Origin of the sequence: Butyrivibrio sp. ob235 (genome assembly GCF_900109475.1) — a bacterium.
GTDB lineage: Bacteria > Bacillota > Clostridia > Lachnospirales > Lachnospiraceae > Butyrivibrio.
The window spans coordinates 461,179-474,437 of record NZ_FOBE01000001.1; the positions used below are offsets into that span (position 1 = coordinate 461,179).

Genomic DNA, 13,259 nt, shown 5'->3' on the forward strand with positions numbered 1-13,259 from the left:
CAAATAATATTCTGAATAAGGATTACTCCTCAGTAGCCTCTGCAGCCTCTTCGTCTGCAACCTGCTCCTCAGATGTAAGGTTCTCTGCACCCTGGTTAGCCTCGATAACAGCGTCAGCCATCTTACCAACAAGAAGCTTTACTGCACGGATAGCATCATCATTTCCGGGAATGATGAAATCAAGCTCATCAGGATCGCAGTTTGTATCGCCGATACCGATAAGTGTAATACCAAGTGCCTCAGCTTCCTGAATGCAGATTCTTTCCTTCTTAGGATCTACTACAAAGATAGCATCAGGGATTCTCTTCATATCGCGGATTCCGCCAAGAACCTTGTCAAGCTTCTCATATTCCTTCTTGAGCTGTGCAACTTCCTTCTTAGGAAGAACATCGAAAGTACCATCTTCCTGCATCTTCTCAAGCTTCTTAAGACGATCAATTCTGCTCTGAATTGTACGGAAGTTGGTAAGCATACCACCAAGCCATCTCTCGTTTACATAGTACATGCCGCAACGCTCAGCCTCAGACTTAACTGCATCCTGTGCCTGCTTCTTAGTACCAACGAAAAGAACTGTACCACCCTGTGATGCGATCTCAAATACTGCCTTGTAAGCCTCGTCAACCTTAACAACTGACTTCTGAAGATCAATAATGTGGATACCGTTTCTCTCTGTGAAGATGTAAGGAGCCATCTTAGGGTTCCATCTTCTGGTCTGGTGTCCGAAATGTACACCTGCTTCAAGTAACTGTTTCATAGATACAACGCTCATGTTATTACCTCCATTTGGTTAATCTTCCGCATTTCTTTGCTCTTTTAACCCAAAGGGGCGTTAAATCCTTTGGAAAGCTATCACCCTATCCATGTCAGACACCGGATGAAATCTGGAAATGCGTGTTTATTTGCTACACTGTCAGCTAAAAATGGGCATAAAAAAGCCCAAATGCTCACAGCCTCATAAGAATACCATGATTTTGGGCTTTTGACAAGACATTTTTATTTGGTAATTATTGATGTGATCTCCTCAAAGGAAGCACCTCGAGGGATCTGTTTCGTTCCGGATCGTATAAATCTGTCCTTCCCGGTACTTATAAGGTAGTTATTATACTCTACTCCGTCAGTAATAATCCCCGCCTCTCTTAAAATTCTGGCACAATCATCCGAATCACTGCCGCTTGGCAAAACAACAACCACATAATTTGTATCACTGCTGTTTGCCACCTGAGAAGTTTCTGAACTTTCATTAGAAGAATCGTTTGCAGAAGCAGCTTCACTTACTGAGGCTTCTTCCGGGGCAGTTTCCGCCTCGTCTGTTGAAGTTTCTGTTTCTGAAGTTTCTGTTTCTGAAGTTTCTGCTCCTGTTTCTTCGGCTTGAAGAGTTTCTGTGGAAGCTGTTTCAGAAGCGTCATCCGAAGCGAGCTTAACATCTTCTTCGGCTGAAATGCTTTCACTGCTTTCTCCAGTCGGTTCGCTCTCCTGCGTCTTTTCATCCACTTCAGGAACTGATTCACCTGCCGCAGACTCGTCTTCGTGGATTTCTTCAAATATTTCTTCTCCTTTTTCATCCACTTGCGAATCGGATGCAGTGTTATTGGCTTCATCGATTACCTCCGAATTCTTAGCCGTCTCCGAATAGCTTGACAACGTACTTTCGGCTTCAACCATCCCGAGCTGCTTAGCCCTCTTTATTATTTCCTCATCACTCATTTTGGCAGTACGTTTTCCAAGCGCAATACCCATTATCACAGCTGTAAGGACAATTCCAAGACCAAGTCCCCTTAAATAATATTTTAGTTTCATGATAACTCTTTCATTCCCCCAAAGCCGCTGTTACATTATTGAACTGCGGTTTTTCTTATGTTTTCCGGCAAGATCTATTACAAGCTTAACCTCTCCTATGCCAAGTCTCAGTTCTCTCGCAATGACTACCGCTGACTTTCCTGCCTTATGCATATCAAGTATTTTCTGATTTCTTGAAGCGGGATCACTTATTACATCATTATTCGGAACAACCACCTCTTCAATAGTCTTTTTCCTTGTAGCATCGGAAATTGAAACTACCTTCGCAGGCTTTTCAACCTGAGCAGGTGCCTCTTCCATTGGGATTTGTTCAGTAGAATCATCTACAGCAACAGCAGTCTGAATTTCAGGCTGTACGAGGGGAGTGTTCTCAATAACCTCATCAGCAATATCATCAAGAAAATCATTCTCATCTGAATCCGGCCAATATTGTGAGCGAAGTTCCATTGGCTCGTTATCATAATACTCCAGTTCTTCCGACATAGCCTGGGCTGCACTTTCAGGCTCCGAACCTATTACTCTGTTCTGAGTCTTTTTAGCTGCAGCAGCATCAGCTCTGTCAAGAATATCGGCAAGTGATGAAAACTGCGGTGCTGATTCCTCCTGCACCCCTGCCTCAATCTCCGCCTGCTTCGCTTCTTCCTGTAATCTGGCCTGTCTTGCGGCTTCTTCTTGTAACTTAGCCTGTCTTGCGGCTTCTTCCTCGGCGCGTAGTCTTGCTTCTTCCTCAGCCGCTTTTCTTTTTGCTTCAGCCTCTATCTCAGCTCTTCTTCGCGCTTCCGCTTCACGCTCTGCCTGTCTTCTTTCTTCCTCTTCGCGAAGAGCCTGTTCTCTGGCCTGAGCCTCCAGTTCAACCTGTTTTTTGGCCTCTTCCTCAAGCTCAGCCTGCCTTTTAGCTTCTGCTTCCTTTACTTCCTTGGCAGCACGATTAGCCTCAGAAACAGTGTTTTTGAGGTTCTTGTGCTTGTCATTAAGCATATCATACATAAAAACTACTTCATCATGATTTTTATGGATATCATTCATGACAGTATCTGAATATTCGCTTATGGCAGACATCTTCTCGTTGGTTACCCTGTCCATTGCACGCTCGGCCTTATTAATTGCCTCCTCCATGCAATCATCAAGCATCTCATCAATTTGTCCCTGAGAATTCTTGATCGCTTTGGAAACCATATCATTTATCTTCTGATTGGTCTTGTCAAAATCGAAACCGGCAGCCTCTTTGCCTCCCGGAATCAGATACCCTATTATAACCGCCAGGACTCCGGCGGCGATTAAAATTATTTCCGTGACACTTATCATAACATCCCCACTCGAGCAAAAGTATCCCGCTCCTCCATAACGAAATACATTATCTAGTATTATAAAGTGTTCAGATTTTGAAGTCAAACCCCGAGGAAATATGCATATCCAAAGGCTTTCCATCGGCCCCTATAAGGGTTTCAGACAGCTTTTCAAGCTCCTCGGGAGTTCTATACTTGTTTTTACCTTTTCCGCCATTTCCAAAGTACTCATTTTTTCCTTTTTCTTTGGCATCGTGTTTTTCTTTTTCCTGCTGGGAGACGTCTTCTTTCTTAATCACAGAATTGGACTTCTGATCAACTTCTTTGTTGAACTCGGTCTGGAAGGCATTCTGATCAGTGAAGACCTTGTTGTCTTCATTTTGCTTAATCTGTGAAAAATCGTTAGTTCTTAAAACATTGCCCTGAAAATCAATTCTGTTAATCGACATATTTACCTCCCTTCTCCCGCAATATATCTCCCCTTTCTATAATTATTATATCGTACCAAAACGCCAAAAACATTATATTGGCCCGGTTTTTACATATCCATCCCTAAGTTCGAATCTGCAATAAGTAGATTCTGTTTTGAGCGTAGTCTGCTGATCACCGATATGAATTGTAATTCCCGGATATGCCGTCCCTTCAACTACGACGTAAGCATCCTTTGAATCCGCAAGCTTTTGCTGAAGCTGCTCAAGTTCTTTATTGTTCTTCTCAATCTGAGATACCAGAACTTTATTCATTGTGATAAGCTGCTGAGCCTGTCTGGTCTGTTCCGGTGAAAGCTGTCCGCCTGTTTTAAGTCTTTTTGTAATAGATTCTACAGTCGGCTTTATTGTAACCAGACGCTTAGTAGAATCTGCAACCGCCTTTTGAAGCTCTCTTATCCTTACCTTGATATTAGGGTCTGCACCGACTTCAATAATAGTTGTGGCACCCATATCGCTTCCGAGATCCTTCGCGGTTATCTTATCAGTAGCTGTAACTCTGCCGCCCGCAATAAATCCCTTTTTACCGGAAACGTTGATTTCCGTTCCGGAAGAAACATTTGAATGAAGGATACTCTCGCTTGTAACACTTCCTTTCGCAGTTACTTTCGAATTTTCAATAAACTTGGTAACAATATTACCTCCGGCCTTTATTTCTCCTTTACCCATACCGTTAATGCCGCGTTCCAGAATAATATCGCTTCCGGCATTTAAGCTGGCACCTTCAACAACACCTTTTACGATAATATTTGCACCTGCTTTAATTGAAAAACCTGATGCTACAGTTCCTTTTACTACCACACTTCCGTCATAATTTATATTTCCCGTCGAGACATCAACGTTTTCAAACTCTATAACGTTACTTACCGTAACTTTACCGTCCTTCAAAGTGACATGCCCATCTGCATCAGCATATAAAACGAGCCCATCCTCGGAAAGATAAGTATTTTTGCCCGGAACAAGCTTTAATGCCTTTACGGGATGAGGATTCAAAATCTCGCCATAAATATTCTGTCCGGGATCTCCGGGATCTTCGGGCGTTAGTATGGCAAGCTGCTCGCCTTTATGTACATGGTTAATAATATTCAGATTAAAATAGTCAACACTGCCGTCTTCACGCATAGTGGGTTTCGCATGCAAATCCGCCTTGAAGGTATAATCAACCTTCGCATTGGTCCCTTCTCTTGTTTTTGACCCTTTTGCCACCACGATTTCCTTGCAATATTCTCTATCAGAGAAATAGTTGCTTATAGCTTCAGAATCTATCCCAAATACAATATTTCTGTACGCAAGATCTTCGATAAACTCCTTAGGGGTCATCTCCTCTGCACCTTCGGAAGGCGCATAAAAAAATGCCGAGGCCTCCATATGGTCACGGGAAATAGTGAGCCTGTAGCTCTCTCTTTCCGGGAAAGCCGCGTTGTCGTTTAAAACAACAAGCTCTCCTGTCGCTTGCGTAACAGCCTCGTTCAGCACTTGTGGTCTATAGCTTATTGATCTTTCATCAAGGTATTCCTTGATATCATCATATTGAAGGGTTTCTCCGAAATCTGTAGGCGGAAAAACCTTTATACCGGTCGTAGTGGGCATAGTGATTAGTTGAAAATAACCGTTCATTCATACCCTCCTGTCAATTAGCCCCTTTAGCCAAGTTGTGTAAGTATGCCCATGTACTTTCCGAGTTTTTCTCTCATTTTTTGCAGAGCTCTCGTGTGCAACTGTGAAACTCTGGACTCGGAAACCTCAAGCACATTGCTTATTTCCTTTAGTGTCAGTTCTTCGTAATAATATAAAAGAATAACTTTCTTCTCTTTATCGGTAAGAAGAGCCAGACTTTCGGCAAGCATCTTCTTAAGTTCTTCTTTTTCAATTGCTTCCTCGGGTTTTTCAAAACTCGAGGCAAGATTATTGGTATCCTCCGGAACATCGCTTCCCTGTTCCATAAATTCATTCAGAGAAACAACACCGGTAACCTTCATCTGATTCTGCCAGTTTACATACTCATCATCGGAAATACCGAGTTTCGAAGCTATCTCCGTATCAGTCGCAGGATGCCCCTGTTCTTTTTCGATCTCATGTATCGCCGCCTCAATTTTTTTCTGCTTCTGGCGGATGGTTCTGGGAATCCAGTCCATCTTCCTTATCTGATCAAGAATCGCACCTCTTATACGGACGCTTGCATAGGTTTCAAATTTGACATCCTTCATAAGGTCAAACTTATCTATGGCGTCAATCAGACCAAAAATACCATACCCAACAAGGTCGTCATACTCAACGTTGAAGCCAAGGTACATGGAAAGTCGCCCCGCCACCAGTTTCACAAGCGGAGCATACTCCAAAATAAGCTTCTCTCTAAGTTCAGGTGCTTTATTCTTATGATATTCATTCCAAAGCTTACTTCTTCCAGTCTCATCCATAAGCTAACAGTCCCTGTCAAAATTCCGAAAAGTCTTCCCCGACTACGAAATCATCGCTTTCTCCGAATGGATTATACTCATTCGGTGTATTTTGGTTTTCTGTTTCTTCATCTGCCAAAGCAGCAGCCTCTTCAGCAGCCAGCCTCTCAGCTTCGGCCTGCGCCTCAGCTTCGGCAGCAGCAAGTTCATCGGCTTCTCTTTGAGCTATAGCCTCTTCCTGAACAAGAATTGCATCTTCTTTGGCTCTGTTCAAATTGTCAAAATGACTGACAATCAGCTCAAAAAATCTACCAACCACAAAAAAAACAGCCAATGATAAAAGAAGAGTTTTAATCCAGGCTCCGATTTCGTAATGCTGCAGAAGTGTGAATATCGCCATGAATCCACCTCCAAGCAGCATAACGAAAGCGGTAATAAGTCTGGTCTTAGGAGCTTCGGTAATAACCCTTGTCTCCTTATGAAATTTTCTTTCTTTTTTCTTCTCTTCCGGCTTTTCTTCGCTGGCCTCTACTATTTTCTCTTCAGTAATCTCTTCAGCACTCATATCGTCTTTTCCGGTTTTCCTACTGCTCTAATGACAAAGTTGCCGTTCTCTGGATAGAAAATAACAGTACGTCCGTAAGAATCTCCGGTATCCTGCGCCAAAATAGGAATACCCAGTTCTTTTAGTTTTTTAATCGTAGCTGCTACATTTCGTTCTCCCACACGCATGGTAGCATTGCCGGAATTAAACGCAAACATCTGGGCGCCACCGGCTATCTTTGCCACAAGGCGTGATTTATTGGCACCTTTAGCCACTACCTGCTTAATAAGTTCATCAATTCCTGTATCCGCAAATTTCGGAATATTGGAATTGTTTTTTATTTCTTTAGAATCAGGTAGCATAATATGTGCCAAACCGCCAATTTTCGTTACCGGATCCCTTACAGCAATCCCTACACAGGAGCCAAGTCCAAGTGTCGTGATACCGTCAGGAGAGACGCAAATATTAAGATCGGCCATACCAACCTTGATAATTTGACTCATTCACTTAGCTCCTTATCCACTAATTGTGACATCTCCCATTCCAAGAGATGAAAGTATCTTGCTGTAACCATCCATATCAGGCAGAAGAATGAAATATCCGCTCAGTGTCTCGGTGTCAAAAAAGCTTGTCTCAATAAGAAGAATCTTGTCACCCATCATACCGAACTCAATAGCAGGCACAGAAAGTATTGCTCCCGCCATATCAATGGCAATAAACGGTACTGAAGGCAGCAACTTAAGATTAGTAATCATGGAAAGTGAATTCAGATAAGAGCCTGTAATAATGTTACCCACTTCCTTGATTGCTGAAAGCTCCGTATCATCAAAAGGAACTGTTTCGTCCTTGTCTTTAATACCCATAAGCATATTAACAAGATGTCTGGCTGCTTTCATACCCAGAAGGAACATAATACTTCCATTAATGTCCCCTTCAACGCTCAGATAAATGCCTGTCATAATCTGTTCAGCACCACCCATCAGGTCTCCGACGTCCTTAAAATCAAGAAGTCTTACCTGTGGTACAGACATATCAACCTTAGTATTAAGCATCTGTGCAAGAGCTGTTGTAGCATTTCCTGCGCCGATGTTGCCCAGCTCTTTTAAGACATCAAAATACTGGCTGGACAGATTCTCCAAACTCATTTCACTCAAAGGTCTTCCTCCTTCAAATACTCTTAAGCCTTAGCCTTGTCATCTTCCATCTCTACCATTCCAAGATCAAGAATGGAGACAAGCCCACCTTCATATTTTCCAACACCGCTTATGAAACTGTTAAGCTTTTTGCCCTTATCGGCACTGTAGGTTACCTTTTCAATGCTCTTACTTCCAAGAGTAAGAACCTGATTAACCTGATCTACAATAATTCCAATAAGAGTATCTTCCTCAGCCTTAAGAATGATTATTCTGCTCTTGTCCGTTATCTCATCCGGTTCCATATCCATCTTGAGTCTGAGGCTCATTACAGGAACAATGACACCACGAATGTTGATAACGCCCTTAAGGTAATGCGCTACCTGCGGAACCCTTGTGATCTGCTGCATACGTACAATGTTATCAATATATTTGATATCTATTCCATACTGTTCGTCGCCAAGCCTGATGATAATATACTGAATCAGTTCGCCGACATCCTGAGTATCTCTTAATTCATTCATAATATTATCCTTTCTTCAATCGGAAGTTCTGCTCTCGCTTTGCTCGCCAGAACAAAGTAGTACACTAAGCTCGAAAAAATCTCGCTAAGTGATTACTTTTATGCTAACTGATTTGTATCCAGGATCAGAGCTATCTCGCCATCACCAAGTATTGTTGCGCCACTTATCATACGGCACTTATTCATGTATCTGCCAAGAGGCTTGATAACAATTTCCTGCTGTCCCATGAGTTCATCAATTACAAGACCAAACTGCTGATCACCTTTTCTTGTGATAACAACAACAAGATCTTCATCCTCATTCTTCGTGCTCTCTGTTTCAAGAGCTCTGCTTACACGAATAATAGGAGTTACACTTCCGCGAAGATTAATAACCTCCTTATTCTCAACTGTTTTAATGTCGGTCGGAGCAACGTCCTCAATACTCTGAATTGAATCAAGCGGAATTGCATATTTCTCACCGCCAACTACAACCATCAGAGCCTGAATGATAGCAAGTGTCAGAGGCAGTCTGATCTGCCAGGTACTTCCTTCTCCAAGCTTTGTCTTAACACTTACTTCACCGGATAGGGACTCAATCTTTGACTTAACAACGTCAAGACCTACGCCACGTCCTGATACTTCAGTAACCTGCTTTGCTGTGGAGAATCCGGGATGGAAAAGGAAATCCACGCACTGCTGCTCTGTAAGTGAAGCTGCTTCCTCAGGTGTTACGATACCTTTCTCAATAGCTTTGTTCTTAACTATTTCAGCATCGATACCGTTACCATCGTCACCAACTTCGATAACTACGCTGTTACCATCCTGGAACGCATGCAGGAAAATATGACCTTCTTCGGTCTTTCCTCTCTCGGCACGAAGTTCTGCGGACTCAATACCGTGATCGGCACTGTTACGCAACAAGTGCATCAGAGGATCACCGATTTCATCAACCACGGTTCTGTCCATTTCAGTATCTTCACCTGTCATGGTCAGTTCCATTGTCTTGCCAAGCTGCTTATTAAGATCTCTAATCATACGAGGGAATTTCTGGAGTACGCTCTCGATAGGTACCATTCGGACTTTCATGACAGATTCATGAAGATTGGTAGTAACGCTTTCCAGATATTCTATCTGCTCGTTTACATTGCCACTTACAATTCCTGCTGAATTTGCGGCAGATATCAAAGAGTTCTTCGCAATGATAAGCTCACTTACCAGGTTCATGAGGACATCCAGTTTATCGATATCAACACGAACTGTGCGGTTAACAACAGGCTTACCAACAGGCTTCTTGCCTCCGGCATCCTTAGCCGGTGCCTTCTCTGCAGGCTTAGCTGCAGGCGCTGCGGGTGCTGCAGGAGCAGCTGCTGCGGGTGCAGGTGTTGCTGCGGCTGCAGGTGCTGCTGCGGGAGCTGCTTCCTCCGTGCTGGCTGCTGCATTAGGATCATAATCACCTATCTCGCAGTCCTCAATTTCAGAAACGCTCTTTACTATTTCTTTGATTTTTTCCTTATCTTCTTCGTCTGTAGAAATGATTAGACTAAAATTGAATTCAAACTTTTCATCCTCAATATCCTGGGTAGAAGGCTCGGAAACAACAAGCTCACCGATATCCTCTATTCCCTTAAACACGAGGAATGCTCTGGCTGCCTTAAGAATGCAGCTCTCCTGTATCTTAACATTAAGGCCATAAAGCTTTTTGCCCTGACTCTTCATATCTTCCAAATTGCCCTTGGTGTCAGGATCAATCTTTATAGCTCTGTAGTCCTTTGTAGGATCAGCATCGGGTGCAGGTCCTCCTGCTGCAGGTGCTGCTGCGGGCGCTGCTGCAGGTGCTGCTTCTGCTGCAGGTGCCGCTTCTGCTGCGGGCGCTGCGGGTGCTGCTCCTCCGCCTGATGCTCCAGCTCTGATATCAGCCAAAGCCTTGATAATATTAGCATTTTCCTCAGTTCCTTCGTCCTGTGACTCTGTGATATTATCCACATAAGCCTGTATTGCATCCAGACACTGGAACAAAGTGTCGATCATGCTTGAATCGATTTTGAGTGTGCCGTTACGCACATCAGAAAATACATCTTCCATATCATGGGTAAGATTCTGCATGTTCTTATAACCCATGGTACCTGCCATTCCTTTCATAGAATGCGCAGAACGGAAAATTTCATTAATACAATCCTCGTTCTCCGGATCCTGCTCCAACTGCATGATGCTGTCATTCAGTGTTTGCAGATGCTCCTTTGCTTCGTCGAGAAAGACGCCTAGATACTGAGAAACATCCATAATCCCTTTACCTCCATAAGAAAACCCTCACGCAGGTGTCAGAAATCAGGAAAAGCTAGTCATCGAACACCTACGTTCATAATGATTTCCTGGGCTACGTCATCAAGCGTAACGACCTGATTAACGAGACCAGCTGTTGCCAATGCCTTAGGCATGCCATAAACTGTGCAGGATGCTTCATCCTGACCAATGACATGTACCTTCTTAACCGATTTCAGATTTTTAATTCCCTCAGTACCGTCAGCACCCATTCCGGTGAGTACCACGCAACAAATTGAGTCGTAATCGGAATCCATAAGTGACTCATACATAAAGTTTGCACATGGTCTTACACCTTCTCTTGTGGGACCGTCCACATAGTGAATGGTGTGCTTTCCACCGGAGGTCAATACATGCATATGCTTTCCGCCTCTCGCGATATAGACAGTGCCGGCCTGAAGAACATCTCCTTCAGCTGCTTCCTTAACCGTAACCTCAGATAAGGAATTAAGTCTCTCAGCAAGGGATGCTGTAAAGCCTTCCGGCATGTGCTGTACAAGTACAACCGGTGTTTTAAGATTTTTGGGAAGTTTGGGAATAACCGCCTGAAGCGCACGAGGCCCACCCGTAGAACTTGCAATCGCAACGATACGATTACCTGTGACCTTGTCTGCATGCTTAGCGACAATATCCACCATCTTACGAGAGGCTTTGATTTCATCAATCGAAAAAGCCTTCGCACTAACCGGCGCTTTTGAATCGCAAACTGCTGCGAGAGTTCTTGTAAGCGTCGTAGTGAAATCATCGCCGCGGCAATCCGAGGCGCGATCCGGTTTGTGAATAAAATCAAGGGCGCCGAGTTCCAAACAGTCGAGGGTAACCTTCGCCCCTTCCTTAGTATCTGTGGAACACATCATAACTTTCACCCTTATTTTATTTTTGTTAATCTCCTTGAGTAACGTAATTCCGTCCATGCGAGGCATGTTGATATCAAGAATACATGCATCATATGAATTTTTCTTCAGCAGCTCAAGGGCTTCAACTCCGTCTTTAGCCTTATCTACAACCTGAAATCTTGAATCTGAATTAACTATATCACTAAGTACGGTTCTCATGAGTGCAGAGTCATCAACTAATAAAATTTTTTTCGACATTTAGTTTTGCTTCTTTCTAATTTTTCGTTCTTCCTCAAAGATAAAATGTATGATATCTTCTCTGGAAGTTTCGTCAATGTAGCTGTACTGTATGCGGTGCTCATACAGTCCCGGCCTGTTTTCGAGTTCCTGTACCCGAAGTACGGTGCACACCATCTCGTACTCCACATTATTAATGTTTCCGGGTAAGCGATATGAGCAGTAAATCGTACTGCCCTCTTCATATTGGAAATTAGCGACAAATCGTAAACCACCGCCGCTGATATCCACTATTACACTTCGCTGAAGAGGCTTATTCGTCCCAAGCAGAAGTCCCCAATTTCGTCTTATAGCTTCCACTTCCTCCTCAGAGAATATCCTCGACCTCAGTTCCAACGCACAACTAAATCTGTAGTATTCTCTTCTCTGTAACCTCTGAAGGTTGCTCAGAAGATCAAGGACCAGAATATAGACATTGTTACTTCGATATCTGTCTATGATTCTTCCGTAACACTGGAATAGTCCCCTTGAGCTGTAAAAGCACAAACTATATTCACCGTCCACGGGAAGTAATACCAACTTTCCCTTGTCCATCGGCATGAGTACTTCAATTCTGTCCTCTGACAAAACATCGGTAATCTTGCTTAGGTGAATTTTCTTCGTGCGGCTGTCATCGTCCATCCAGACCTTCCCGATGGCCTTCAGTTCAATTTTGTTGCCTGGCGCAATATAGTCCGCAAGCATACAGGTACCCCTCTTACCTTTTATTTATTGACCGGATGCTTTGTCTCCGGTATTTTTCTCCGAATTCAATTTGCGACCTGTAATAATATGTGAAAAAAACGCTGCCATACCCCTTGGCTTATATTTTTCACTCTCCGTTTTCTTCACAAGATCAGCTGCAATCTTTTCAAAAGATTTGGCTGACTTTGAATTAGGATACTGTATTGAAACCGGCGATTGCTGCATAACACCGCGAGCCAACATCTGATCCTGTGGAATAGCTCCCAGATATGCAAGCGGAAGCTTTAAATATCTGGCAACTACAGCATTTAATTTATTAAATAACTGTTGTCCCTCCTCTGCGGAATTAACCCTGTTGGAAACAACTTTAATCATCGTATTGTCTCTGGAAAATCTCTCCTGCTGGTTTAATGCCTTAAGCAGAGAATACGAATCCGTTATCGATGTGGGTTCCGGAGTGGTAACAAGTATTATTTCACCACTTGCTACGAGGAACTCCATAACTGCACTCGAAATACCCGCACCGGTGTCAATTATTATTGTATCTGCAATAGCATCGAGCTCAGCAAGATTAACGATAATATCAACCAGGTATTTTCTTTCCAGATTATACATACCCGAGATTCCCGATCCTCCGGATATAAATCCGACTCCTTCGGGCCCCCAGGTAATAATGTCCTTTATATTCTTATGCTGGTAAATCAAATCGCTAAGATTATGTTTGGGCACGGTTCCAAACATAATCTCTATATTGGCAAGACCGAAATCCGCGTCAAGAATGATGACTCTCTGTCCCATTCTTCTAAACTGTATCGCCAGATTTATTGAAACATTTGATTTTCCTACGCCTCCCTTACCGCTCGTAACCGTTATGATTCTGGCGAGGGGTCTCTGGGGGGCATGTTCTGCTTTTATAATTTCTCTTAGCTGTTGTGCCTGATCCATAAAAATAATCCTGTTTCTATTCTATCAAA

Annotated in this window: 14 protein-coding genes; all 14 read right to left on the reverse strand. The window is 43.2% G+C overall.

What is annotated here, in order from left to right; translation table 11 throughout:
• Nucleotides 1-22: 22 nt before the first annotated feature.
• Complete coding sequence (gene rpsB, locus BMW61_RS01950) at nt 23-769, reverse strand: 30S ribosomal protein S2 (RefSeq protein ID WP_022760137.1); 747 nt, start codon at nt 767-769, stop codon at nt 23-25.
• Between the two features lie 224 nt (nt 770-993).
• A complete protein-coding gene (locus BMW61_RS01955) occupies nt 994-1,797 on the reverse strand; it encodes a hypothetical protein (protein WP_091819534.1) in 804 nt (267 codons plus the stop codon).
• A 30-nt stretch (nt 1,798-1,827) separates the two neighbouring features.
• Nucleotides 1,828-3,102, reverse strand: a complete 1,275-nt coding sequence (locus BMW61_RS01960; RefSeq protein ID WP_091819535.1) for a DUF6115 domain-containing protein — start codon at nt 3,100-3,102, stop codon at nt 1,828-1,830.
• Between the two features lie 70 nt (nt 3,103-3,172).
• Nucleotides 3,173-3,532, reverse strand: coding sequence for a hypothetical protein (locus BMW61_RS01965; protein ID WP_022760140.1), 360 nt, complete (start codon nt 3,530-3,532; stop codon nt 3,173-3,175).
• Between the two features lie 72 nt (nt 3,533-3,604).
• Nucleotides 3,605-5,188, reverse strand: coding sequence for a FapA family protein (locus BMW61_RS01970; RefSeq protein ID WP_091819537.1), 1,584 nt, complete (start codon nt 5,186-5,188; stop codon nt 3,605-3,607).
• Between the two features lie 26 nt (nt 5,189-5,214).
• Nucleotides 5,215-5,988, reverse strand: a complete 774-nt coding sequence (locus tag BMW61_RS01975) for a FliA/WhiG family RNA polymerase sigma factor (RefSeq protein WP_022760142.1) — start codon at nt 5,986-5,988, stop codon at nt 5,215-5,217.
• A gap of 16 nt (nt 5,989-6,004) precedes the next feature.
• On the reverse strand, nt 6,005-6,532 hold the full coding sequence (locus tag BMW61_RS01980) for a hypothetical protein (protein ID WP_026497405.1): 528 nt from the start codon (nt 6,530-6,532) through the stop codon (nt 6,005-6,007).
• Nucleotides 6,529-7,014 carry a chemotaxis protein CheD gene (locus tag BMW61_RS01985; RefSeq protein WP_022760144.1) on the reverse strand — a complete coding sequence of 162 codons (486 nt, stop codon included), beginning with the start codon at nt 7,012-7,014 and terminating at the stop codon, nt 6,529-6,531. Before BMW61_RS01985 ends, BMW61_RS01980 begins: the two co-directional genes overlap by 4 nt.
• Nucleotides 7,015-7,026: 12 nt before the next feature.
• Entirely contained in the window at nt 7,027-7,665 is a 639-nt protein-coding gene (locus tag BMW61_RS01990) for a chemotaxis protein CheC (protein WP_022760145.1), read from the reverse strand.
• A 23-nt stretch (nt 7,666-7,688) separates the two neighbouring features.
• Nucleotides 7,689-8,168 (reverse strand): chemotaxis protein CheW, encoded by a 480-nt coding sequence (locus tag BMW61_RS01995; protein ID WP_022760146.1) that lies wholly within the window; start codon nt 8,166-8,168, stop codon nt 7,689-7,691.
• Between the two features lie 98 nt (nt 8,169-8,266).
• Nucleotides 8,267-10,429 (reverse strand): chemotaxis protein CheA, encoded by a 2,163-nt coding sequence (locus BMW61_RS02000; RefSeq protein ID WP_091819538.1) that lies wholly within the window; start codon nt 10,427-10,429, stop codon nt 8,267-8,269.
• 59 nt (nt 10,430-10,488) lie between these two features.
• Nucleotides 10,489-11,562, reverse strand: a complete 1,074-nt coding sequence (locus BMW61_RS02005) for a protein-glutamate methylesterase/protein-glutamine glutaminase (RefSeq protein WP_022760148.1) — start codon at nt 11,560-11,562, stop codon at nt 10,489-10,491.
• Nucleotides 11,563-12,285, reverse strand: a complete 723-nt coding sequence (locus tag BMW61_RS02010; RefSeq protein ID WP_022760149.1) for a flagellar brake protein — start codon at nt 12,283-12,285, stop codon at nt 11,563-11,565. It abuts the gene before it with no gap.
• Between the two features lie 24 nt (nt 12,286-12,309).
• Entirely contained in the window at nt 12,310-13,230 is a 921-nt protein-coding gene (locus BMW61_RS02015) for a MinD/ParA family protein (protein WP_022760150.1), read from the reverse strand.
• Between the last annotated feature and the right edge of the window lie 29 nt (nt 13,231-13,259).